Source organism: Stenotrophomonas acidaminiphila, assembly GCF_001431595.1.
In the GTDB taxonomy this organism is placed as follows: Bacteria; Pseudomonadota; Gammaproteobacteria; order Xanthomonadales; family Xanthomonadaceae; genus Stenotrophomonas; species Stenotrophomonas acidaminiphila.
This window is the reverse complement of the sequence record NZ_LDJO01000025.1, coordinates 35,776-59,966: the sequence shown is the minus strand read 5'-3', so window position 1 is coordinate 59,966 and position 24,191 is coordinate 35,776. Positions and strand designations below refer to the sequence as shown.

At 68.4% G+C, this 24,191-nt stretch carries 14 protein-coding genes; 8 read left to right on the top strand and 6 right to left on the bottom strand.

Going from position 1 to position 24,191, the window contains the following annotated elements; translation table 11 throughout:
* Positions 1–61 precede the first annotated feature (61 nt).
* Together ABB33_RS08275 and ABB33_RS08270 are read left to right on the top strand one after the other, a co-directional pair.
* Positions 62–2,020, top strand: a complete 1,959-nt coding sequence (locus ABB33_RS08275) for a transglycosylase SLT domain-containing protein (protein WP_056931812.1) — start codon at positions 62–64, stop codon at positions 2,018–2,020.
* Positions 2,017–3,237 carry a multifunctional CCA addition/repair protein gene (locus ABB33_RS08270; RefSeq protein WP_056931811.1) on the top strand — a complete coding sequence of 407 codons (1,221 nt, stop codon included), beginning with the start codon at positions 2,017–2,019 and terminating at the stop codon, positions 3,235–3,237. Before ABB33_RS08275 ends, ABB33_RS08270 begins: the two co-directional genes overlap by 4 nt.
* Positions 3,238–3,275: 38 nt before the next feature.
* Here the strand turns inward: ABB33_RS08270 and ABB33_RS08265 are convergent, their stop codons facing one another.
* The 6 genes from ABB33_RS08265 to ABB33_RS08240 form a co-directional block, all read right to left on the bottom strand.
* On the bottom strand, positions 3,276–4,355 hold the full coding sequence (locus tag ABB33_RS08265) for a S41 family peptidase (RefSeq protein WP_056931810.1): 1,080 nt from the start codon (positions 4,353–4,355) through the stop codon (positions 3,276–3,278).
* A 63-nt stretch (positions 4,356–4,418) separates the two neighbouring features.
* Positions 4,419–5,507, bottom strand: coding sequence for an acyltransferase family protein (locus ABB33_RS08260; RefSeq protein WP_056931809.1), 1,089 nt, complete (start codon positions 5,505–5,507; stop codon positions 4,419–4,421).
* Between the two features lie 530 nt (positions 5,508–6,037).
* Entirely contained in the window at positions 6,038–7,177 is a 1,140-nt protein-coding gene (nagA, locus tag ABB33_RS08255; protein WP_054662978.1) for an N-acetylglucosamine-6-phosphate deacetylase, read from the bottom strand.
* 171 nt (positions 7,178–7,348) lie between these two features.
* Positions 7,349–8,374: an SIS domain-containing protein gene (locus ABB33_RS08250; RefSeq protein ID WP_054662975.1), complete on the bottom strand. Its 1,026-nt coding sequence runs from the start codon at positions 8,372–8,374 to the stop codon at positions 7,349–7,351.
* A gap of 4 nt (positions 8,375–8,378) precedes the next feature.
* Positions 8,379–9,455: a LacI family DNA-binding transcriptional regulator gene (locus ABB33_RS08245; RefSeq protein WP_056931820.1), complete on the bottom strand. Its 1,077-nt coding sequence runs from the start codon at positions 9,453–9,455 to the stop codon at positions 8,379–8,381.
* A gap of 43 nt (positions 9,456–9,498) precedes the next feature.
* Entirely contained in the window at positions 9,499–10,782 is a 1,284-nt protein-coding gene (locus ABB33_RS08240) for a sugar MFS transporter (protein WP_054662972.1), read from the bottom strand.
* Between the two features lie 372 nt (positions 10,783–11,154).
* On the opposite strand from ABB33_RS08240, the gene ABB33_RS08235 reads away from it, so the two are divergent.
* The 6 genes from ABB33_RS08235 to ABB33_RS08210 all read left to right on the top strand — a co-directional run bounded on the left by ABB33_RS08235 (position 11,155) and on the right by ABB33_RS08210 (position 24,163).
* Positions 11,155–12,207, top strand: coding sequence for a glucokinase family protein (locus tag ABB33_RS08235; protein ID WP_413975716.1), 1,053 nt, complete (start codon positions 11,155–11,157; stop codon positions 12,205–12,207).
* A gap of 60 nt (positions 12,208–12,267) precedes the next feature.
* Complete coding sequence (locus ABB33_RS08230; RefSeq protein WP_056931807.1) at positions 12,268–14,943, top strand: TonB-dependent receptor; 2,676 nt, start codon at positions 12,268–12,270, stop codon at positions 14,941–14,943.
* A gap of 108 nt (positions 14,944–15,051) precedes the next feature.
* Positions 15,052–17,361, top strand: coding sequence for a family 20 glycosylhydrolase (locus ABB33_RS08225; RefSeq protein WP_056931806.1), 2,310 nt, complete (start codon positions 15,052–15,054; stop codon positions 17,359–17,361).
* Positions 17,362–17,682: 321 nt separating this feature from the next.
* Positions 17,683–18,729, top strand: coding sequence for a glucokinase family protein (locus ABB33_RS08220; protein ID WP_056931805.1), 1,047 nt, complete (start codon positions 17,683–17,685; stop codon positions 18,727–18,729).
* 116 nt (positions 18,730–18,845) lie between these two features.
* Positions 18,846–21,644: a TonB-dependent receptor gene (locus ABB33_RS08215; protein ID WP_056931804.1), complete on the top strand. Its 2,799-nt coding sequence runs from the start codon at positions 18,846–18,848 to the stop codon at positions 21,642–21,644.
* Between the two features lie 170 nt (positions 21,645–21,814).
* Positions 21,815–24,163, top strand: coding sequence for a beta-N-acetylhexosaminidase (locus tag ABB33_RS08210; RefSeq protein ID WP_056931803.1), 2,349 nt, complete (start codon positions 21,815–21,817; stop codon positions 24,161–24,163).
* Positions 24,164–24,191: the final 28 nt, after the last annotated feature.

Genomic DNA, 24,191 nt, shown 5'->3' with positions numbered 1-24,191 from the left:
GTTCATGCACGAGCCGGGATCGCCGCGGCGCTGTTGACGAGCGCCCGGCTATGCTTTGCCAATGAAACGGAATATCTGCCTGCTGCCTTTCGCCGCGTCCCTGCTGCTGGCCTGTACCGGCACCGGCGCACAGACCCTCGACGCCCAGCGCGCCGCCATGCGCGTGGCCATCGACAACGCCGAACGCGGCCAGTTCGATGCCGCCGCGACCGCGGGCCTGCGCAACCACCCGCTGTACGGCTGGCTCGAGTACAGCGCGCTGCGTCGTGGCATCGACACCGTGGACACGCCGCAGGCGCTGGACTTCCTCAAGCGCTACCAGGGCCAGGCCGTGGCCGATGCGTTCCGCGCCGCGTGGCTGCCGGCGCTGGCGCGGCGCCAGGACTGGCCCACCCTGCTCGCCAACTGGCGGCCCAGCAACGACCCCGGCCTGCAGTGCGCCGAGCTCAACGCACGCCTGGCCACCGGCAAGGCCGATGCCGGCTGGATCCGCGATGCGCAGGCGCTGTGGCGCAGCAGCGGCAAGTCCCTGCCCGATGCGTGCGACCCGGTGTTCGCCGGCCTCGCCGAGCGCGGCGGGCTGACACCGGCGCTGCGCTGGGAACGCATCGATGCGGCCGCCGACGCACAGCAGCCCGGGGTGATGCGCGCTGCCGCACGCGGCCTGCCCGCCGCCGAGCTGGCACAGGCCAACGACTACGCCACCTTCGTCGACAAGCCCGACGCACGCGCCCTGAACTGGCCCAGGACCGAGCGCAGCCGCCGCATCGCCACCGATGGCCTGGCCAGGCTGGCGCGGACCGACCCCGATGCCGCCGAGCGGCAGCTGCCGCAGTACGCGCAGGCACTGGCGCTGGATGCCGGGCAACAGGCGCAGGTGCGCTACCAGATCGCGCTGTGGACGGTGGCCTCGTACCTGCCGGACTCGGCGCGGCGATTGGCCGCGGTACCGGAATCGGCGTACGACGAACGCCTGCACGAATGGCGCGCGCGCGAAGCGATGGCGCGCGGCGACTGGCCCTCGGCGCTGGCCGCGATCCGCGCGATGCCCGCGGGCCAGCGTGGCGACTCGCGCTGGCGCTGGTTCGAGGCGCGGCTGCTGGAAAAGACCGGCAGGGCCGCCGAGGCGGCGCCGCTGTACCGCGCCGTCGCCACCGAACCGACCTTCCACGGCTTCCTCGCCGCGGACAAGCTGCGCCAGCCCTATGCGCTGTGCCCGTGGAACCCCGGCAGCGACCCGCAGACGCGTGCGGCGGTGGCCCGCGACCCGGCACTGGTGCGGGCGCTGGAGCTGTTCCGCATCGACCGCGCCACCTGGGCCGCGCGCGAATGGGCCGACGCGCTGTCGCGGTTCGACGATACCCGGCGCTGGCTCGCCGTCGAAGTGGCGGGTGAAGCGGGCTGGTTCGACCGCGCCGTGTTCGCCCTCAAGGGGCCGCAGGAGATGCGCCTGTACGCGCTGCGGTTCCCGCTGTACCACGACGACACCATCCGCCGCGAAGCGGCGCGCAACGCGCTGGACCCGGCGTGGGTCGCCGCCGAGATCCGCGCCGAGAGCACCTTCAACCCCAACGCGCGCTCGCCGGCCAACGCCCTCGGGTTGATGCAGGTGCTGCCCGCCACCGGCGCCAGCGTCGCCAGGCGGATCGGACTGAGCGGCTACGGCGGCGCGGCCAGCCTCTATGATCCGGACACCAACATCGCCATCGGCACCGCCTACCTGCGGCAGCTGCTGGACACCTACGGCGGCCTGCCCTACGTCACCATCGCCGCCTACAACGCCGGGCCCACGCCGACGGCGCGCTGGCAGTCGCAGCGGCCCGGTTTCGACCCGGACTTCTGGATCGAGACCATCAGCTACAAGGAGACGCGCGAGTACGTCGCGCGCGTGCTTGCGTTCAGCGTGATCTACGACTGGCGCCTCAACGGCAAGGCGGTGCCGCTGGGCGACCGCATCGCCGGCCGCAACGTCCCGGCCTCGCGCGGTTTCGCCTGCCCGGCAGTGAAGGACGGCGCATGAAGACCTACCTGGTCGGCGGCGCGGTCCGCGACCGGCTGCTGGGGCTGGATGCGGGCGACCGCGACTGGGTGGTGGTCGGCGCCACCCAGCAGGAGATGGAGGCACGTGGCTTCAAGGCCGTCGGCCGCGACTTCCCGGTGTTCCTGCACCCGCATACCGGCGAGGAACACGCGCTGGCGCGCACCGAGCGCAAGAGCGGGCGCGGCTACCGCGGCTTCGTCGTCGACGCCGATCCGTCGGTGACGCTGGAACAGGACCTGCAACGCCGCGACTTCACCATCAATGCCATCGCCTGCGACGAGGACAGCGGCGCGCTGGTCGATCCCTGGGGCGGCGCGCGTGACATCCAGGCGCGGGTGCTGCGCCACGTCGGCCCGGCCTTCGTCGAGGATCCGCTGCGGGTACTGCGCGCGGCACGGTTCATGGCGCGCTTCGCACCGCTGGGGTTCACCCTCGCCCCGGAAACCGCCGCACTGATGCGGGAGATCGCCGCCAGCGGCGAACTGGACGCGCTGGTACCCGAACGCATCTGGCAGGAACTGCGCAAGGCGCTGCGCGCAGCGCGCCCTTCGGCGTTCCTGCGCACCCTGCACGATACCGGCGCGCTGGCACCGATCCTGCCGGAAGTGGCCGCGCTGTACGGCATCCCGCAGCGCATCGAGTTCCACCCGGAAGTAGACACCGGGGTGCACCAGGAAATGGTCAGCGACATGGCCGCAACGCTGGCGCCGGGCGACGACCTGGTCGGCTTCGCCGCGCTCACCCACGATCTCGGCAAGGCGCTCACCCCGGCAGACCAGCTGCCGCGCCATGTCATGCACGAACAGCGCGGGCTGAAGCCACTGGCGGCGCTGTGCGACCGGCTGCGGATTCCCGCCGACCACCGCCAGCTGGCCGCGGCGGTGTGCCGCGAGCACCTCAACGTGCACCGCATCGACGAGCTGCGCGACGCCACCGTGCTGGAACTGCTCCAGCGCTGCGACGGCTTCCGGCGCCCGGAACGCATCGCGCAGATGGCGCTGGCCTGCGAATGCGACAAGCGCGGCCGGCTCGGCTTCGAGGACAGCGACTATCCCCAGCGTGCCACCCTGCTGCGCCTGCACGCCGCGGCGCTGGCGATCAACGCACGCGACCTCGCCGCCGAAGGCCTGAGCGGCCCGGCCGTGGGCGAAGCCTTGAAGCGGGCCAGGATCAACGCCATCGGCGCAGCCCGCTGAGGCGATGGAGGAGAAAAGCCGGGGTCAGAGTGCATTCTTCAAGGGAACTGGGCCCCGGCCCCGGCTTTCCAGCGCGCTGCCGCAGGTTTTCCGGAGCAGGCCGGTTGGGACAGCAACCATACCTGCGCCAATCGCATCGCGTCGGCGCGTCGCGCCGCAGCAACATCGGGCACGATGCGACTGCCATCGCCAATGCCGTTGCGGTCCTTCATCACCGTGGTGGTGAGCAGCAGCGTGCTGCCATCGACCAGCGTCAATGGAACGTTGCCGGTGGAATAGCCCATCGTCGGCGTGCCGAAACTTCGGCTGGCCGGACGTCCGCGCAGCGCAAGCACGATGGCTTCGCCGGAGCTGGCGGTACGCCCGGAATGGAGCACCGCAACCGGGGCATCCGGCCTTCGCAGGCGACGAGTCGCATTGTCCGGAACCAGTAGCGAAGCGTCGCCCACCCATACCGCCCCTTCCCGATAGCGCCAAGACTGCAGGTTGGCACCGTCGAAGAAGTAACCGACGACATCCGGCCCATCGACCCGCCCGCGCAACAGCGGCCCCACGCCAAGCAGCATCGGCCACATGTTGCCGCCGGTATTCTCGGCCAGGTCCACGATCCAGCCACAGCGACTGCCGTCATCCTGTCGCCAGAGGGCATCCTGCAGACGCTGCGCATGCCGGCGCTCGGCATCCCGCTGCAACTCGCGCGGGAGACCCAGGTCGAGCAGATAGGGGCCGACGCTGACCAGACCAAGCCGCGCGTCGATCCGCTCGGTCCCCGGCTCCGCGATCGCTCCCGCAGCCGGCACCACCGGGGCCGTGTGCTCAGTCCTGCGGGACCTGTCACGCAGTTCTTCGGCCGACATCCACCCGCCATGACCGGCGGTCGCGCGGTTGATGGCCTCGGCCAGCAGCCTGCGTTGCCGTTCGGGATCACCCGTCGCGGCAAGATCACGACGCAACGTCATCCAGTCGACCCGGTCGCGGTGCAGCGCCTTGCGTTCCAGGAGGCCCAGCATCTGCTCCCGGGCAGGCAAAGACGGTACCGGGCCGGCCATGGCGGGGAGCGCCCACAGTGTCACCAACCACACCGCCACCGCCATCCCAAACTTCTGCTTCCTGCACATCCTGGTTCCATCCCTTGGAGCACCCATACCGATGCAGGATAGAACAGCTCATTGAAAAGCCCGCTAGATCTTCAGGTAGATCCGGCGCCGGTCCAGCCACCACACCGGCAGCCACCAGACGGCGACGAAGGCGATGGCCATCGCCAGTGAGGCGGCTTCGGCCCCGGCCAGCGGGGTGATCCAGCGGTCGAACACATTGCCGTACAGCCAACCCCAGCCGCCGGTGCCCAGCAGCGCCAGCACCGTCACCCCGGAGCCGGCGTAGGCGGTGATCGCGTTGACGCCGAAGCGCCGCCCCAGCGGCGGCCACTGCATGCGGTCGATGAGCATGTGCGCCAGCCACAGCGCCGCCAGCGCCCAGCCAGCGGTCCACAGCACGTAGGACGGGGTCCAGAGGTTCTTGTTGAGCGGCTGCCAGGTCGACCACAGCGCCCCCAGCACCAACAGCACGATGGCCGCGGGCAGCAGGCGCGCCGGGTGACCGTCGCGCAGCAGGGCGCCGGCACGCAGGCCGATCAGGGTCGAGGCCAGCGCGCCAAGCGTCGAAAGCAGTCCTTCGGGATCATGCCCCAGGCCGGTGGCGGCGTCGTACCGGTAAGCCATGTCGCCGAACAGCATGGTGTCCACGCGACTGGGCAGGTTGTGCCACGGCTCGAGGGTGCCACCGGCCGCCAACAGCGCCGCGTAGCCGAACAGCAACAGCAGCAGGCAGGTCCACTGCGTGGCCGCGCGCGACCAGATCGCCAGCACGCCGACGGCGGCGAAACACACGCCGATGCGCTGCAGCACCCCCAGCGGACGGTAATGCGCCAGATCCAGCCACCACCACGCCAGCAGGTGCAGCAGCAGGCCCAGGCCGACGATGCGCGCCGCCCGCACCAGCACGGTGCGGGTCAGCGCGGCGCGGTCGGCGCCCTGCTCGACCCGGGGCACCACGCCCAGCGCGATCGACACGCCGACAATCACCAGGAAGAACGGAAAAACCAGGTCGGTGGGCGTGCACCCATGCCATTGCGCATGTTCCAGTGGCGCATACACATGGCTCCAGGTGCCCGGGTTGTTGACCAGCAGCATGGCCGCGACAGTGATGCCGCGCAGGGCATCGACCGATGCAAAGCGGGTGGGTGTCTGGCTGGATGGGGAACTGGTCATCGAGGGTGTCCCGTGCGATCAGGTGTCGGAAACTGATGGCGATGCGTTGAAAAGCGATTGACCGGCACTTCGGTCTGTTGAAAACAACTGCCGCCTTTGCCGGAACCACACGCAGAGGCCTGTTGCTGTTGCTGTTGCTGTTGCTCGCGATTCTGAATTGCCGGGTTCCCTTCCGCAGTGACGGAGCCGCCGGACAAGACCCCGCAAGGGCCGACGTGCAGGGATGCACGTCGTTTTTCGACGGGACAGGGATGTCGCGTCGAAAAATCCCGGCCGCGGAGTGGACCCACGGCATGTCGGTGCCGTGGGCGCGAAGGCAGGGCGTGCTTTGCCTTGGCTACCTTCTCTTTGCACGAGCAAAGAGAAGTAACCCGCTCACCGAAGCGGGAGCGAAAGCCGTTGCCGTTGCCGTTGCCCAGCGCCGATCAAAACGGGGCTTCGTACGATCAAACGCTACGAGGCTCCGCCCGTCCCCTCCCGCTCCGCGCTCCACGCCAGCGGCGCGGGCGCTCGAAGGGAGAGGAGCTCCCTTACTCCCGCTGCCCCGCGATCCACGTCGCCTGCACCTGCAGGGCGTCATCCAACAACACGAAATCCGCCTGGTAACCCGCCGCGATGTGCCCATAGCGGTCGTCCACGCGCAGGAACTGCGCCGGGTAGGTCGAGGCCATGCGCGCGGCTTCGGCCAGGGGCAGCCCGAGCAGGTCGACGGTATTGCGCACGGCGCTGGCCATGTCCAGCGCCGAACCGGCCAGCGAGCCGGCGGCATTGCGCACCACGCCGTCCACGGCGGTGATCACCTCGCCATACAGCGCGAACGAAGGATCGTCGGCGCCCACCATCGGCATCGCGTCGGTCACCAGCAGCACCTTGCCGCGCGGCTTGGCCGCCAGCGCCACGCGCAGGCTGGCCGGGTGCACGTGCACGCCATCGACGATCACCCCGCACCAGCTGTACGGATCCTCCAGCGCGGCGCCGACCACGCCGGGCTCGCGCCCCTGCAGCGGCGTCATCGCGTTGTACAGGTGGGTGAAGCCGCTGATTCCCGCATCCAGGCCGGCGCGGGTCTGTTCGTAGCTGGCCGCGGTATGGCCGGCGCAGACGATGGCGCCGTTGCCGACCATCGCCCTGATGGTCTCCACCGGAACCCGCTCGGGCGCCAGCGTGATCACGGTGACACCGTTGTCCAGCGAGGTCGCCATCGCCACCTCGTCCGGCCCCGGCACGCGGAACTTGGCGGCGTCGTGGGTGCCCTTGCGTGCCGGCGCGATGTACGGGCCTTCCAGGTGGATGCCGAGGATGCCGGGCACGCCTTCGGCGATGGCCTGGCGCACCGCGGCGATGGCCTGGGCCATCACTGCCGCATCGTCGCTGATCAGGGTCGGCATCATGCCGGTGGTGCCGAAGCGCCGATGTCCGCGCATCATCGTGCGCAGCGACGCCACGTCCGGGGCATTGTTGAGCAATGCGCCACCGCCGCCGTTGACCTGCACGTCGATGAAGCCCGGCAGCAGCCAGCCGCCGCCAAGATCGTGCTGCGGCACGCCCGCAGGCAGCGACGCCTCGGGCAGCACCGCGGCCACCTTGCCGTCCTGCACCAGCACCGCATGGCCGGAGTGGAAGTCGTCGTTGCCCAGGACACGGGCGTTGGTCAATGCGTAGCGGGTCATCTTCTGGTTTCCGGATACCCTCCCGCGTCCGGGGGCGGGAAGGATGAACAACGGCCGCGTCCCTGCCCATGCCGGGGCGGCGGGGGAATGCCCGGACCGCGCCTGGCCGGATCAGGTGCCTGGCTCGCCGGACGCATCGCCCGGCCGGTCGCGCAGGCCGGGGAGTGGCGGTCAGACGGTTTCGGTCACCTTGTTCAGGTGCGGCGGCAGGTCTGGATTATGGCCCCTGCGCAGCGCCAGGGCGTTGATCGCACGGTAGAAGCTCTGCACCGTCAGCAGCGGCGCGCACAGCGGGTGCGGGGCCACCGCCACCGGCAGGTTGCCGCCCTCGCCCGCCAGCCAGACACGCGCGCCGCGCGCGGCGAACTCGTCGGCCAGGGCGCGGGTGCCGGCGCCGGTCTCGTCCGGCTGGGCGAAGGCCAGCACCGGGAAATCCTTGCCCACCAGCGCCATCGGCCCGTGCTTGACCTCGGCCGAGCTGTAGCCCTCGGCGTGCAGGCCGCAGGTTTCCTTGAACTTGAGCGCGGCTTCCTGTGCCGCGGCCAGCCCGGGACCACGACCGACGACGAACAGATTGTGCGCATCGACCAGGCCTTCAGTGAGCGCGGTCCAGTCGCACTGCCAGGCCTGGGTCAGGGCCGCGGGCAGGGCGTCGAGCGCGGCGATCAGGGTCGGGTCGTCGCGCCAGTACGCGCACAGCTGCAGGATCGCGGCCAGCGACGCCAGGTAGCTCTTGGTCGCGGCCACGCTGCGCTCGGCGCCCGCGCCGAGCGGGATCACCGTATCGGCCAGCTGCGCCAGCGGCGAATCCTCGACGTTGACCAGCGCCACCACGCGCGCACCGGCGGCCTTGGCCGCCTCGGCGTTGCGCAGCAGGTCCGGACTCTTGCCGGACTGCGAGATCACCAGGTACAGCGCCCCCTGCAGCTTCTGCCTGGCTTCGTACACCGAGCCCACCGAAGGCGAGGCCGAAGCGGTCACCAGCCCCAGCCGCGTCTCGAACAGGTACTTGGCATAGGTGGCGGCATGATCGGAGCTGCCGCGCGCGCAGGTGACCACGAACGGCGGCGGGTTCTCGCGCAGGTCCGCGGCCAGTGCACGCACGCGCTCCTGGTTGCGGTCGAACTGGGCGGCGATCACCGAGGCGCTGGAAGCGGCCTCGTTGAACATCAGGGTTTCGGTCTCGCTGGGCAACATGGTTCTACTCGGAAAGATCGGGGGAAGGGGTAGGCGGCCGCAACGGCTGCTGGCGCAACGGCGCGGTCGAGCCGCGCACCACCAGCTGCGGCACGAAGCCCTGGTTCTGCAGCTGCAGCGGGTTGTCCTCGTAGGCGTCGGTGCGCAGCTGGCTGATCAGCAGCCGCGCGGCATGCCGGGCGATGTCGCCGGTGGCCTGCTTGGCGGTGGTCAGTGCCGGCCACGACTGGCGCGAGAACGGGCTGTCCTCGAAACCGGCGATCGACAGGTCGTAGGGCACGTTCAGCCCTGCCGAGTTGGCCGCCGCCAGCACGCCGGCGGCGATTTCGTCGTTGGAGCCGAAGATCGCCGTGGGCGGCTCGCGCAGCGCCAGCAGCCGGCGCGCGCCGCGGAAGCCATCGTCGAAGGTGTAGTCGCCGGGAATCACCAGGTGCTTGTCCAGCGGGATGCCGTAGTCCTTCAGCGCCGCCTCGTAGCCGGCATAGCGCTCGCCGCTGGAACGGTGCTCCGGCCCGCCCCACAGGAAGCCGATGCGCTGGTGGCCGAGCTGGATCAGGTGTTCGGTGATCTCGTAGGCGGCATCGCGGTCGTCCACGAACACGCAGGCGCCGTCGGCCGGGTCCTCGGTGGCGGCGATGATCCGCACCGTCTTGATCCCGCGCGCGTTGAGCGCGGCCACCAGCTCCGGGCGCTCGGACATCGGCGCGGTCAGCACCAGCCCGGCCAGGCGCGAACGCTGCACCCAGTCGGCCAGCTCCTCGGCCAGCATCGGCGAGGTCGAGTCGCAGGGATGGATCTGCAGGCCGAAGCCGGTCTCGCGGCAGGCCGACAGCACCCCGTTCTGCACGCCGATGATGTGGTACGGGTTCGGATTGTCGTAGACCAGCCCGATCACGAACGTGGTGTTGCTGCGCAGGTTGCGCGCCGACGGATCCGGCTCGTAGTCCAGCTCGGCGACCGCGCGCAGCACCCGCGCGCGGGTGGCCTGCATCACCGATGGTTCGTTGTTGATGACCCGCGATACGGTCTTGAGCGAGACCTTCGCCCGCTCGGCGACGTCCTTGATGGTGGGCCTGCGCATGACGGTTTCCTGCCTGGACTGACTGGCCGCCATGATGCTCGATTCAGCCGCCATGCGCGCGGCCCGCACGCTGCCCGCTGACAGCGAAATAGAGGATGTACAGGTAGCACGGCACCATCAGCGCCGCGAACACCAGCTGGAAGTCGAAGTGCTGCTTGAGCACCGCGAACGCCTGCGGAATGATCGCGCCACCGGCGATGCCCATCACCAGCAATGCCGAGCCGGTCTGGGTGAAACGGCCCAGGCCGCGGATCGCCAGCGGGAAGATCGCCGGCCACATCATCGCGTTGGCGAAGCCCAGCGCGGCCACGAAGCCCACCGAGACGTAGCCGTGGGTGACGTAGGCGCCCAGCGAGAACACCACCCCGAGCACCGCGGAAACCGCCAGCCAGCGTTCCTGCGAGATGAAGCGCGGGATCAGCACCAGGCCGACCAGGTAGCCGACCAGCATCGCCGTCAGCGTGTAGGAGGTGAACAGCTTGGTCTGGTCCAGCGGCAGGTCGAAGCCATGGCCGTAGGTACCGATGGCATCGCCGGCCATCACCTCGGCGCCGACGTAGACGAACAGGCACAGCACGCCCAGCCACAGGTGCGGGAACTGGAAGATGCTGCGCTTCTCCTGGGCGCCATCGGCGGCCACGGCATTGGCCTCGGCCGCGCGCACTTCCGGCAGCGGCGAGAACAGCACGCCCACCGCCACCAGCAGCAGCACCCCGGCGATGACCATGTAGGGGGTATGGATCTTGGCGGCGAAATCGCTGAGCAGCTGCGCCTTGGTCGCCGCGTCGGCGACCTTCACCTGGGCGTCCAGGTCACCGATGCCGTGCAGCACCAGCGAGCCGATCACGATCGGCGCCAGGATGCCGGCGACCTTGTTGCAGATGCCCATCAGCGCGATGCGCTGGGCCGCACCCTCGATCGGGCCGAGGATCGAGATGTACGGGTTGACCGCCGTCTGCAGCAGCGCCATGCCGCCGCCGATCACGAACAGCCCGCCCAGCGCACCGGCGAACCAGCGCTGGGTCGCGAACTGCCCGAACAGCATCGCGCCCACCGCCATCACCGCCAGGCTCAACGCCAGGCCCTTCTTCATGCCGGTGCGGTTGAGAATCAGCGACGCCGGCAGGGCCAGGAAGAAATAGGACAGGTAGAACACCATCAGCACCAGGAACGCCGACACCTCGCTGACCTCGAAGGCCAGCTTGACGAAGGTGATCAGCGGCCCGTTGATCCAGGTACAGAATCCGAGGATGAAGAACAGACCGCCGACGATGGCGATCGAGGACGCCATGCCGGTGCGCGGCGTGGAGGCGGGAACGGCGGACATTGGCAAGGCTCCTGCAGCTGCGAGAGGGACGGCTCACGCCGACCGGTGGTAACTGGGAACAACGTTGTCACATTTATGGTTGGGTGCCGCCGCATTTGTCAACAACGCGTGCACGCGCGACCCGCCGACGGGCCGCCAGCCGGGGCGCGGCAAGGCCATGCCGATCAACATGCCCGCCCCTAAAAAACGCAGGATTTGCCGCACGCCTGCTTTCGATTGCAACCTTGCGGGCAGAGCGGTCGGTGCGCAAAACGGCGCTGCGGCGCAACATCGAAAGTTTCAACTATTCGTTGACATCGTTGTCAGAACGATTACAGACTCGGCTCCCGATGGCGCCTGACGGGCGCTCCCCCAACGCCATAGGGAAACCGAGTGACCGCTGCCGCCCCCACACTGCAGACCTTTCCGCTCGACAGTGCGTCGCGGCCGTTCATGGCCGCCGACGTGGGCGGCACGCATGTCCGCGTCGGCCTGATCCGCGCCGGCGGCAGCGACGGCGGGACGATCGAGATCCTCTCCTACCGCAAGTACCGCTGCGGCGACCACCCCAGCCTGAGCGCGATCCTGTCCGACTTCGGCAGCCATCATCCGCAGGTGGCGCACTGCGTCATCGCCACCGCCGGCTACCCGCTGGCCGATGGCAGCGTCATCTCCGCCAACCTGCCCTGGCCGCTGTCGGCCAGCCGCATCCGCGACGACCTCGGCTTCCAGGCCGTGCACCTGGTCAACGATTTCGAAGCCGTCGCCCACGCCGCCGCCCACATCGACGGCAGCCAGGTGCTGCAGCTCACCGGCCCGGCGCAGGCGCCGCGCGGCCCCACCCTGGTCGTCGGCCCCGGCACCGGCCTGGGCGCCGCGCTCTGGATCCCCGTCGGCGAGCGCTCGGTCGTGCTCGCCACCGAGGCCGGACAGGCCGCGCTGGCCGCCGGCAATGAACTGGAAATGGCCGTACTGCAGCAGATGCTGCGCAACCGCAGCCACGTCTCCATCGAGCACGGCGCACTGTCCGGGCCCGGCCTGCTCAACCTCTACAACGCACTGTGCGCCGTGCGCGGCGCCACGCCCGTGCACGCCACCCCCGATGCCGTCAGCGCCGCCGCCTGCGATGGCAGCGACCCGCTCGCGGTACAGACCCTGGAACTGTTCTGCGGAATCCTCGGTTCCACCATCGGCGACATGGCCCTGCTCTACGGCGTGCAGGGCGGCATCTACCTGGCCGGCGGCATCCTGCCAAAGCTCGGCCAGTTCCTCATCGGCAGCACCTTCGTCGAGCGTTTCCTCAACAAGGGACCCATGGCAAAGGCGCTGCAGCGCATTCCCGTGAAACTGGTCGAGCACGGGCAACTGGGCGTCATCGGCGCTGCCAGTTGGTATCTGGAAAAGTTGGCCACGCAAGCCTCGCAGCATAAGCAACAGATGCAATAGCAAGACCAGAAGTAAAGCGGCACGCCCGTGCCTTTCATTCCGATGTTGAGGAGAGACAACATGCACCGCAAGACCCTGCTTTCGGCAGCCATCGCCGGCTGCCTTGCCTTCAGCGCCCACGCGCAGGAAGCGCAGCCCAAGGCGACCGACCTGGACACCGTCACCGTCACCGGCATCCGCGGCTCGATGGAAAAGTCGCTGGACACCAAGCGCGAAGCCAATGCACGCGTCGAGGTCGTCACCGCAGAAGATGTCGGCAAGCTGCCGGCGCACAACGTCGCCGACACCCTGCAGCGCCTGCCGGGCGTGAACATCAGCTCGTCCAGCGCCGATGAAGGCGGCTTCGACGAAGCCGACCGCGTCAGCCTGCGCGGCACCAGCCCGAGCCTGACCCAGACCCTGATCAACGGCCACAGCGTCGGCTCGGCCGACTGGTTCGTGCTCAGCCAGGGCAGCAACGTCGGCCGCAGCGTCAGCTACACCCTGCTGCCGTCGGAACTGGTGCGCTCGGTGGAAGTGAACAAGTCCTCGCAGGCCAAGCTGCAGGACGGCGGCACCACCGGCACGGTCAACATCATCACCCGCAAGCCGCTTGAATTCGCCAAGCAGATCACCGCCGAAGCCTCGATCGGCGCGGTGCGCTCGGACCAGGCCAAGTCCAACGACCCGCAGCTCGCCGGCCTGTTCAACTACAAGAACGAGGACAGCACCTTCGGCGTTATGGTGCAGGCGTTCAGCCAGAAGCGCGAACTGCGCCGCGAAGCGCAGGAGCTGCCCTCGGGCTTCTTCCAGATCACCGGCAGAGACGGCAACGGCAACCTCACCGAAGTGGGCCTCAACAATCCGGACCTGATCGGCGCGTACGCGCCGGCCCTGCTCGGCTCGACCCTGTTCGAGCAGACCCGCGAGCGCAAGGGCGGCCTGCTCTCGCTGCAGTTCAAGCCGGCGGACAACCTGACCCTGGGCGTCGAAGGCTTCAGCTCGAAGATGGATGCCAACAACTACAACCGCAATTTCATGTTGTGGGGCGGCAACTTCGCCAATACCGAATCGCCCAAGCCCGGCTATGTGGTCAAGGACGGCGTGCTGACCAATGCCACGTATGCGGGCAAGCCCGGCACCAACTATGCCGTGTACGACATGATCTATCGCGAGGCGACGGCCAAGAGCAACTACCTCACGCTCGACGCCGACTGGCAGGTCAACGACCGGCTCGGTGCCAGGTTCCAGGCCGGTTCCACCAAGGGTGAAGGTTCTACCCCGCGCCAGTTCATCGCCGAGGTGACCCTGGCGGCCGACGCAGGCGCGAGCTGGGCCACCCACGGCATCGGCTCGCCGGTCGACTGGACCCTGGGGGGCGGCACCGACCCGAGCGACGTGACCAGCTTCGGCACCTGGGGCAACCAGCAGGTCACCGCACTGGACAAGGAGAAATGGTTCACCGCCGATTTCAACCAGTACTTCGACAACGGCACCCTGAACTCGATCGATTTCGGCCTGCGCTACGCCGACCACAAGCGCGAGGCGCTGTCCCCGGAAGGCGCCTCGCCGGGCGACATCTGGAGCACGCTCAAGAACGGCGCGACCGCCTCGTATCCGGGCGGCTTCGCCAGCAGCATCGGCGGCAGCTTCCCGCGCAACCTGTGGTACTTCACGCCGGCGGCGCTGAAGGAAGCCATCCTCAAGAACTCCACCTGGCTGTCCGGCAATGACGGCCCCACCGGCCGCCACAACTACGGCGGCGAGTGGAAGGTGGCGGAGAAGAACTTCGCCGGCTACGTGCAGGCCAACTTCTCGGGCGATCGCTGGAGCGGCAACGTCGGCCTGCGCTATGTCAACATCGACCAGGACATCGACACCTACCAGGCCGTCAGCAACCCGGCCAATGCCGACGTCAGCAGCCTGTTCGGCGCATGGAAGGCGCTGTCCTTCAACAACAAGCACAGCCGCGTGCTGCCGAGCGCGAACCTGAAGTTCGACATGGCCGACGACCTGGTGTTCCGTTTCGCCGCCTCGCAGACCCAGACCCTGCCCGACTACTCGGCACTGGGCGCCGCGTCGAGCGGCTCGGACCTGAGCCGCACCGGCAGCGGCGGCAACCCGAAGCTCAACCCGGTGGTCTCGACCAACTTCGATGCCAACCTCGAGTGGTACTTCATGCCGCGCGGCCTGCTTTCGATCGGCGCCTACTCGATGAACCTGAAGGACTACGTCGCCTTCGGCACCGAGAAGCAGATGCTGTTCAGCGAGCTGACCAACAAGCTGGAGGAATACCAGGTCGCGGTTCCGGTCAACTCCAATGGCAAGGTGACCGGCGTCGAACTCGCCTACGAACAGCCGATCGGCGACAACTTCGGCGTCAACGCCAACTACACCTATGCCGACGGCAGCACCTCTCACACCTGGGCCGACGGCAGCAACAACCTGCTCGGCACGTCGAAGAACACCTACAACGTCGGCGGCTACTTCGAGAACGACACCTTCGGCGCGCGGGTGAGCTACACCTACCGTTCGGCGTTCCTGATCGGCCTGAAGGGCGCCAATCCCTACTACCAGGACGATTTCGGCACTCTGTCGCTGTCGCTGAGCTACAAGGCCACCGACTGGATGAGCGTCAGCTTCGATGCGCTGAACCTCAACAACCCGTCGCTGAAGTACTACCAGAGCGCGAGCATTCCGAGCGCGTTCTACAGCAATGGCCGCCAGTACTACCTGAACTTCCGCTTCAAGTACTGATCCATCCCGGCACGCTGCATCGCCGGACAGCATGACGCGCCGGGCCTGGATCATTCCGGGCCCGGCGTTTTTTTGAGTACCTTCCAGAAAACACAGGAGCTCCGCCCGATGACGAAGTCCCTCCGCATGCGCCACCGCACGACCTGGCTCGGCAGCTGCCTGCTGCTCGGCAGCATCGCCCTGCAGGCCCATGCCGCCGGCAGCGCCCCCATGCCATCGCTGATCCCGCAGCCGGCCCGCTACCAGGCGGGCGGCGGCGGGGACTTCGTGCTGGAAGCCGGCGCCCGCGCCGGCGGCAGCGATGATGCGGCGCGCCGCGCCGCCGGCCAGTTCGTGGAGTTGCTGGCACGCAACGGCGGCCCGACCCTGGCCGTGGCCGACGACGCCGGCCAGGCACAGGTCCGCTTCCGCCTTGATCCCTCCGCGACCAACACCGCCGAGGGCTATGCGCTGAAGGTCTCCCGCAGCGGCATCGACATCAGCGCCGGCGACGACGTGGGCCTGTTCTACGGCGCGGTCACCGCCGCGCAGCTGCTCACCGGCGACGTCACGGGCCGCGTCGCGGCCGCCACCATCGACGACACCCCGCGCTTCCGCTGGCGCGGGCTGATGCTGGATTCGGCACGCCATTTCCAGAGCATGGACGAGATCAGGAAGCTGCTCGACGCCATGGCCCAGCACAAGCTCAACACCTTCCACTGGCACCTGACCGACGACCAGGGCTGGCGCATGCAGATCAAGCGCTACCCGAAGCTGACCGAGGTCGGCAGCTGCCGGGTGCCGCTGGGCGATGCCGGCCGCGACCCGGCCACCGGCGAGCCGCGCCGCTACTGCGGCTACTACACGCAGGAACAGATCCGCGAGATCGTCGCCTATGCCGCACAGCGGCACATCCAGGTGATCCCGGAGATCGACGTGCCCGGGCACGCCACCGCCGCCATCGCGGCCTACCCGGCGCTGGGCACCACCGGCAAGCCGCTGGTCATCGACAACCAGTGGGGCGTGTTCCCCAACCTGTTCAACACCGATGAAGCCACCCTGCGGTTCCTGGAGAACGTGCTGCTGGAAGTGATCGACATGTTCCCGGCGCGCTACGTGCACATCGGCGGCGACGAGGCGGTCAAGGACCAGTGGATCGCCTCGCCGCGCGTGCAGGCGCACATGCGCGCGATCGGCGCGAAGAACGAGATGGAGATGCAGAGCCACCTCATCAAGCGCCTGGAGAAGTTCCTCGAGCAGCACGACCGGCGCCTGATCGGCTGGGACGAGATCCTCGAGGGCGGCTTGCCGCCGGAGGCCACGGTGATGTCCTGGCGCGGTACCGAGGGTGGCCTGAAGGCCGCCAGCGAGGGCCACGACGTGGTGATGACCCCGGTCACCCACATGTATATGGACTACCTGCAGACGTCCTCGCCGAACGAGCCGCCGGGCCGGCCGACCACCATCGACCTGCGCAAGGCCTATGAATTCGAGCCGGTGCCTGCCGAACTGGCCGCCGACAAGCGCCAGCACATCCTCGGCCTGCAGGCCAACATGTTCACCGAGCACACCCGCAGCGACCGCATCCTCGAACACAACCTGTTCCCGCGCCTGGCCGCGGTTGCCGAGACCGGCTGGAGCCCGGCCGACAAGCGCGACTTCGCCGGCTTCCTGCAGCGGCTGCCGCGCCAGCTGCAGCGCTACCGGGCGATGGGCATCGACTATGCGCAGACCCCGTTCCAGGTGGACATGCACGACAGCGGCGACCGCGCCGCCGGCACCGCCCGGGTCACCCTCGACAACCCGCTCGGCTACGCGGTGCACTACACCCTGGACGGCAGCGAGGTCGGCCCCACCTCGCCGCGCTACACGCAGCCGCTGCAGGTGGGACTGCCGGCCGAGATCCGCGCCGCGGCGTTCTTCCGGGACCGCCCACTGGCAGCCGCCAGCCGCTTCGCCGTCACCGCCGATTCGCTGCTCACCCGCGACGACACCCGGCTCGACCTCTGCCCCGGCGACGGCAAGCTGCTGCTGCGCCTGGAAGACGACGGCCCGGCAGATGGCGAACGCGCGATCTTCAACGTCAACATCTTCAGCCCGTGCTGGCTGTGGCGGGACGCGGACCTGGCCGGAGTGAGCGCGGTGAAGGTCCGCGCCGGCCGCATCCCGTACAACTTCCAGCTCGCCCATGACGAGCCCAGCCGGCGCTTCGCCCCCGCCCGCACCGCGCATGGCGAACTGGAGATCCTGGCCGACTGCAAGGGCACGCCGCTGGTCTCGCTGCCGCTGCCCGCCGCACCGGGCGCCGACGGCTTCGTCGAACTGCAGGCGCCGCTGCGCACCTCCTCGCCACGCGCCGACCTGTGCATCCGTTTCACCGGCGACACCCGGCCCGAGCTGTGGACGCTGGACTGGATAAAACTGGAAACCACGCGCTGAGCACGCACCAGGGGCCACCGGAAACGGTGGCCCCCGTCTTTGTGGGGATCGCCCGGGACAGGTAGCGCCCGGCACGCCGGAGGCCGGCCCCGGTCCAGGCCATGCGCCGTGGAAAGAGGATGCGAAAAAATTTCACAGAATTCAGACGCCCGCCTTCTCATCCACTCTATTTTTACGTATCGTTTCGATTGAAATAATTTTATCCATTGCAATCATTGACTTATTTTGGATTTTGGCCAATCCAACTATCTGAAAATTTTTTGCAAAGCAGCTTGACATCGTTGTCAGCCAACACTGAAACTCCGGATGCCGCAGCTCCCCATGGATCTGCAGACACTCCGGGGGAACCGCGTGGTCGCCAGCTTCAGTCCAACCCAGCACCTGCCCATCGCCGCGCCGGCCGTGCCGCTGATCGCCGCCGATGTCGGTGGCACCCATGTGCGGGTGGGGCTGGTCCGCGCCACGCCGGACCAGGGCATCGACGTCATCGCCTACCGCCGTTACCGCTGCGCCGACCACGCCGGGCTGGGACCGATCCTCGCCGACTTCCATGCCCATGCCCCGGGCGCGCGCGAATGCGTCATCGCCACCGCCGGCTACCCGCTGGCCGATGGCAGCGTGATCTCCGCCAACCTGCCCTGGCCGCTGTCGGCCAGCCGCATCCGCGACGACCTCGGCTTCCAGGCCGTGCACCTGGTCAACGATTTCGAAGCCGTCGCCCACGCCGCCGCCCACATCGACGGCAGCCAGGTGCTGCAGCTCACCGGCCCGGCGCAGGCACCACGCGGCCCCACCCTCGTCGTCGGCCCCGGCACCGGCCTGGGCGCCGCGCTCTGGATTCCCGTCGGCGAGCGCTCGGTCGTGCTCGCCACCGAGGCCGGACAGGCCGCGCTGGCCGCCGGCAATGAACTGGAAATGGCCGTCCTGCAGCAGATGCTGCGCAACCGCAGCCACGTCTCCATCGAGCACGGCGCGCTGTCCGGGCCCGGCCTGCTCAACCTCTACAACGCACTGTGCGCCGTGCGCGGCGCCACGCCCGTGCACGCCACCCCCGATGCCGTCAGCGCCGCCGCCTGCGACGGTAGCGACCCGCTCGCCGTACAGACCCTGGAACTGTTCTGCGGAATCCTCGGTTCCACCATCGGCGACATGGCCCTGCTCTACGGCGTGCAGGGCGGCATCTACCTGGCCGGCGGCATCCTGCCAAAGCTCGGCCAGTTCCTCATCGGCAGCACCTTCGTCGAGCGTTTCCTCAACAAGGGACCCATGGCAAAGGCGCTGCAGCGCATTCCCGTGAAACTGGTCGAGCACGGGCAACTGGGCGTCATCGGCGCTGCCAGTTGGTATCTGCAGCACCGCAGCACCTGACCACGCTCCCACCCACGCAGCAACCCATACCGCCGCACGGGCAGCCGCCCGCGCACCGGCACCCCCCAGCACCCGCGGTTCAACCCACAAACACGCCAATGATGAGGAGAGACATCATGAGGTACCGCAAGTCCGTACTGTCCGCCGCCATCGTCACCTGCCTGAGCTTTTCCGCGCATGCGCAGGAGGCGGGCAAGGAGGCGACCGACCTCGACCGCGTCGTGGTCACCGGCATCCGCGCCAGCCTGCAGCAATCGCTGGAGACCAAGCGCAATGCCGACGCCATCGTCGACGTCATCACCGCCGAGGACGTCGGCAAGTTCCCGGCCACCAACGTGGCCGAGGCGATGACCATCATCCCCGGCGTGACCATCGACCGGGCTTACGGCCAGGGCGAGAAGGTGTCGATCCTGGGCACCGATCCGGCGTTGAACCGTACCCTGCTCAACGGCCAGTCCATCGCCTCCGGCGACTGGAACATGTCCGACTTCCCGACCCGTACCTTCAACTACTCGCTGCTGGCGCCCGAGCTGGTCGGCAAGGTGGAAGTGTTCAAGTCGCCGGAAGCGCGCATCGACGAGGGCTCGATCGGCGGCACCGTGATCGTCTCGACCCGCAAGCCGCTGGACATGCCGGAGAAGGTCAGCCTGTCCGGCCGCGTCAGCTACGGCCGCAACGACCGCGTCGAGAAGACCGATCCCAATGCCTCGGCCGCGTTCGCGTGGAAGAACGACGCCGGCAGCTTCGGCGTGATCGTCTCGGCGCAGGCCTCCAACGAGAGCATCCGCCGCGATGGCATCGAGTCCTACGGCATCGTGCGGGCCAAGGACTACATCGCCGGCGTCGGCGGCGCACCGGGCTCGGTCACCAACCTGCCGCCGGACTGGTCCAAGCCGCCGGTCAACGGGGTGCAGCCGACGCTGCCGGCCACCTGCACCGGAACCTGCGCCGACACGCTGTATGCCAACCCGAACGCGGTGGGCCCCAACTCCACCAGCGCGCATTTCTTCGAGCAGGAACGCGAGCGCAAGACCTACTCGCTGGCGCTGCAGTTCAAGCCGGTCGAGCAGATGAACATCGAGTTGAACGCGCTGAAGATCGACGCCAACTTCGACCACATGGCGCAGTCGATGTTCACCCACCAGGGCAACACCTGGAACAGCCTGAAGACGCTGAGCGACATCACCGTCAAGGACGGCCTGATCACCAGCGCCAGCCACAAGAACGGACTGGTGGTGTTCGACCTGCAGAACCGCCGCGCCAACGTCGAGTCGTCGACCTACGACGTCAAGCTCGACTGGAACGACGAGCGCTGGTTCGCGTCCACCCATATCGGCCGCACCAAGGCCGACGGCGGCCCGAAGCAGGTGTTCGGCGAGTTCCTGGCGCGCACCGACTACACCTGGTCCATCGCCGATGCCCCCGGCAATCCGGGCAGTGTGACCTTCACCGGCAACAACCCGTTCCTCAACCCCGACCAGTTCCAGATGGACGGCGGCTGGGGCGGCGACCCGTCCAAGCCGGGCTGGAACACCGGCTGGGGCGGCAACCTGGTGGAGAAGCCGACCGTGGACAAGGAAACCTACGGCCAGGTCGATTTCGGCATCAAGCTCGATTCGCCGGTCTATCTGCTCCGCTTCGGCTACAAGCAGCGCAAGCACGAGACCCGCCAGATCCAGCAGGGTATCGGACTGGCCGCCGTGGCCACCTATGGCGATGCCAAGGCGTCGCAGTTCGATCCGCGCGAGCTGCCGGGCAACTATCTCAGTGGCCTCAGCGGTTACGGCGACCTGGGCAAGCGCTTCACCATCGACGGCTGGAAGCTGGCCGACTACATCAGCAGCGGCAAATGGCTGGCGCCGTGGCAGACCATGCCGGTCGTGTCGCCGTTCAGCGCCGAGGAGTTCGCCCGCAACAACTGGTCGATCAACGAGGACATCGGCGCGGCGTACGTGCAGGCCGACTTCAGCTTCGACAAGCTGCGCGGCAACGTCGGCGTGCGCTACGTGCGTACCGACCTGGAGTCGGGCAGCTACGAATGCAACACCGGCCTGGCCGGGTGCACCAAGCCGGAATGGTCGGCCGAGAAGCTGGCCGCCTCGTACGACCCGGTGGTGAAGAAGAACAAGTACAACAACGTGCTTCCGAACCTGAACCTGGTCTACGACGCCACCGAATCGCTGGTGCTGCGCGCATCCGTCGCCAAGACCATCGCACGCCCCAATTACACTGACATCTCGTCCTACCTGTGGCTGTCCGACACCGCGCTGACCGGCGGCGGCGGCAACCCGAACCTCAAGCCCTACCAGTCCACCAACGTCGACTTCTCCGCCGAGTGGTACTTCGCCGAGAACGCCATCGTCGCCGGCTCCATCTTCTACCGCGACGTGGCCGACTACATCCTCACCGAGTCCACCCCCGAGACGCACTGGAACCAGAACCAGAACAAGAACGACACCTACCTGGTGGACCGCCCGCGCAATGCCGGCGACGCCCGGATCAAGGGTTATTCGCTGGCCTGGCAGCAGAACTTCGGCCTTGGTTTCGGCATCGTCGCCAACTACACCTACTCAGACGGCGAAGCCACCGGCGGCCGCCCGCTGCCGTTCAACTCGAAGAACCAGTTCAACATCAGCCCGTTCTTCGAGAACGACACCTGGACCGCGCGCGTCACCTACGGCTGGCGTGACAAGTACTTCACCAACGTCAGCGCCGGCCGCCAGCTGTGGACGATGGACTACGCCTCGCTGGATGCGTCCATCGCCTTCCGGATCAACGAGAACCTGTCCGTCGGCCTGGAAGGCATGAACCTGCTGGACGAGCAGTACCACTCCTACTCGGGCGTGGAACAGCTCACCCGCGGCGCCTACCTGAGCGGCCGCCGCTACATGGCCTCGCTGCGCTTCGCCTTCTAAGGGCGGGGCACCGGCGCGGAATCCCGATTGCGTTCTTTCTCCTCCAACGGGCCTGGAGCTTTTCCAGGCCCTTTTTTTTTACAGTGGCGACCAACCGCCCGCGTCCCGCGCCCCGGCGCCCGGACACAGGCGCCCACCGCCATGCATCCGCCCAGCTCCAGGGAGTCACGATGATCCGAAACAGAACCGCCGCCACGCTGTTGACGGCCACCCTGCTCGCGGCGCTTTCCATGGCCGCCGGCTGCACGCCTGCATCTTCCACTGCACCGCTCCCGACGGTGGCGGCCGCCGAGGTCAAGGGAGTGCCGTTGATTCCATTGCCGGCCATGGTGCGGCCGGCCGAGGGCCGTTTCGTGGTCGATGCGACCACGCCCCTGCGCGCCCAGGGCGATGCCGCAGGCCGGGTGGCCGCGCACTTCACCGAACTGCTGGGCAGGACCACGCCGCTGCGGCTGGCCAGCGGCAAGGGCGAAGGCAACGGTATCGATTTCCGCATCGTTCCCGCGCAGGCCGGCGCATCGCCGGAGGCTTACACGCTGCACATCGACAATGACGGCATCCGCGTCGAAGCCGGCGACGAGCATGGACTGTTCAATGGCGCGATGACGCTGTGGCAGCTGCTTGCCGGGCCGCAGGCGGTGGCGGTGGCGCTGCCGGCGATGCGGATCGAGGACACGCCGCGCTTCGCCTGGCGCGGGCTGATGCTCGACTCGGCGCGGCATTTCTGGAGCGTGGAGCAGATCAAGGCCCTGCTCGACACGATGGCCACGCACAAGCTCAACACCTTCCACTGGCATCTCACCGACGACCAGGGCTGGCGCATCGAGATCAAGCGCTACCCCCGGCTCACCGAGGTCGGCGGCTGCCGCGTGCCGCAGGGCGACGCCGGGCGCAACGCCGACGGCACCCCCAACCGGTACTGCGGCCATTACACGCAGGAACAGATACGCGACGTGGTGGCCTACGCCGCGGCCCGCCATATCACCATCGTTCCGGAAATCGACGTACCCGGCCACGCCCAGGCGGCGGTGGCGGCCTATCCGGAGCACGGCGTGGTCGATGGCCCCACCGAGCCGTCGCACAACTGGGGCGTGAATCCCTACCTGTTCAACCCGCGCGAGGAGACGCTGCAGTTCCTCGAAGGCGTCCTGGCCGAAGTGATCGACCTGTTCCCCGGCCCGTACGTGCACATCGGCGGCGACGAGGCGGTGAAGTACCAGTGGCAGGCATCGCCCGCGGTGCAGGCGCATATCCGCAAGCTCGGGCTGAAGGACGAAGAAGCGCTGCAGTCGCACATGCTCAAGCGCTTGGAGACGTTCCTGGAAGCGCACGACCGCAAGCTGATCGGCTGGGACGAGATCATCGAGGGCGGGCTGCCGCCCCAGGCCACGGTGATGTCCTGGCGTGGCATCGAGGGCGGCATCGAAGCGGCGACCCACGGCCACGACGTGGTGATGTCGCCCGGCAACACGCTGTACCTGGACTTCCTGCAGACCAACCTGCCGGACGAACCGCCGGGCCGGCCGAAGTTCACCTCGATGCAGAAGATCTACGCATTCGATCCCATACCCGGGCAGCTGCAGCCCGAGCAGCGCCGGCACGTGATCGGGGTGCAGGCCAACATGTGGACCGAACACACCCGGACCTGGGAACGCCTGCAGCACAACCTGTTCCCGCGCATGGCGGCGCTGGCGGAGATCGCGTGGACGCCGCTGCAGCGCAAGGACTACGACGGCTTCCTCGCGCGCCTGCCGGTGCAGCTGCAACGCTACCGGGCGCTGGGCATCGCCTACGGGCAGACCGCATTGTCGGTGGCGATGCAGCGCCAGGACGACCGCGCCGGCAACCGGGTGCGGGTCGAGCTGTCCAACCCGCTGGGCTACGGCGACATCCGCTATACCACCGACGGCAGCGTACCGACGGCACGATCGCCCGCCTACACCGCACCGCTGGACCTGGCGGTGCCGACCGAGCTGCACGCCGCCGCCTTCTTCGAGGGCAGGCCGCTGGCCGACCGGGCAAGCCGGTGGACGCTGGATGCGGCCGCACTGCTCAGCCGCACCGACAAGACCCTGGCGCAGTGCCCGCAGGGCGGCCGCCTGCTGTTGCGGCTGGAGGACGACAACCCCACCGACGGCCCGCGCGAAACCTTCGACGTGAGCATCTTCAACCCGTGCTGGCTGTGGGAAGGCGCGCAGCTGCAGGACGTGGCCTCGATCCAGGTACGCGCCGGTCGCATTCCCTACAATTTCGGCCTGCTGCGCGAAGAAGAGGCCAGGCGCGGCTTCCGCAAGGCGGTGACGGCGCACGGCGAGTTCGAGGTCCGTGATGGCTGCGAAGGCCCGGTGCTGGCCTCCGTGCCGCTGCCGCAGGCACCGGACGCCGATGGCTTCATCACCCTGGACGCGCCGCTGCGCTCGGCGATCGGCGGCAGCGCCGACCTGTGCATGACCTTCAGCGGCGACACCCGGCCGCGGATGTGGGTGTTGCAGCAGGTGACGCTGCGGACCCGGGATTAGGCGCGGCCAGCGCCTCCGGGCATCCCGC

What these genes read in the sequence shown, in the direction of transcription:
- ABB33_RS08230 (WP_056931807.1), top strand. Translation starts at nt 12,268, where the DNA reads ATGCACCGCAAGACCCTGCTTTCGGCAGCCATCGCCGGCTGCCTTGCC.
- ABB33_RS08275 (WP_056931812.1), top strand. Translation starts at nt 62, where the DNA reads ATGAAACGGAATATCTGCCTGCTGCCTTTCGCCGCGTCCCTGCTGCTG.
- ABB33_RS08240 (WP_054662972.1), bottom strand. Translation starts at nt 10,782, where the DNA reads ATGTCCGCCGTTCCCGCCTCCACGCCGCGCACCGGCATGGCGTCCTCG.
- ABB33_RS08210 (WP_056931803.1), top strand. Translation starts at nt 21,815, where the DNA reads ATGATCCGAAACAGAACCGCCGCCACGCTGTTGACGGCCACCCTGCTC.
- ABB33_RS08265 (WP_056931810.1), bottom strand. Translation starts at nt 4,355, where the DNA reads ATGTGCAGGAAGCAGAAGTTTGGGATGGCGGTGGCGGTGTGGTTGGTG.
- ABB33_RS08215 (WP_056931804.1), top strand. Translation starts at nt 18,846, where the DNA reads ATGAGGTACCGCAAGTCCGTACTGTCCGCCGCCATCGTCACCTGCCTG.
- ABB33_RS08250 (WP_054662975.1), bottom strand. Translation starts at nt 8,374, where the DNA reads ATGTTGCCCAGCGAGACCGAAACCCTGATGTTCAACGAGGCCGCTTCC.
- ABB33_RS08260 (WP_056931809.1), bottom strand. Translation starts at nt 5,507, where the DNA reads ATGACCAGTTCCCCATCCAGCCAGACACCCACCCGCTTTGCATCGGTC.
- ABB33_RS08225 (WP_056931806.1), top strand. Translation starts at nt 15,052, where the DNA reads ATGACGAAGTCCCTCCGCATGCGCCACCGCACGACCTGGCTCGGCAGC.
- ABB33_RS08270 (WP_056931811.1), top strand. Translation starts at nt 2,017, where the DNA reads ATGAAGACCTACCTGGTCGGCGGCGCGGTCCGCGACCGGCTGCTGGGG.
- nagA (WP_054662978.1), bottom strand. Translation starts at nt 7,177, where the DNA reads ATGACCCGCTACGCATTGACCAACGCCCGTGTCCTGGGCAACGACGAC.
- ABB33_RS08245 (WP_056931820.1), bottom strand. Translation starts at nt 9,455, where the DNA reads ATGCGCAGGCCCACCATCAAGGACGTCGCCGAGCGGGCGAAGGTCTCG.
- ABB33_RS08220 (WP_056931805.1), top strand. Translation starts at nt 17,683, where the DNA reads ATGGATCTGCAGACACTCCGGGGGAACCGCGTGGTCGCCAGCTTCAGT.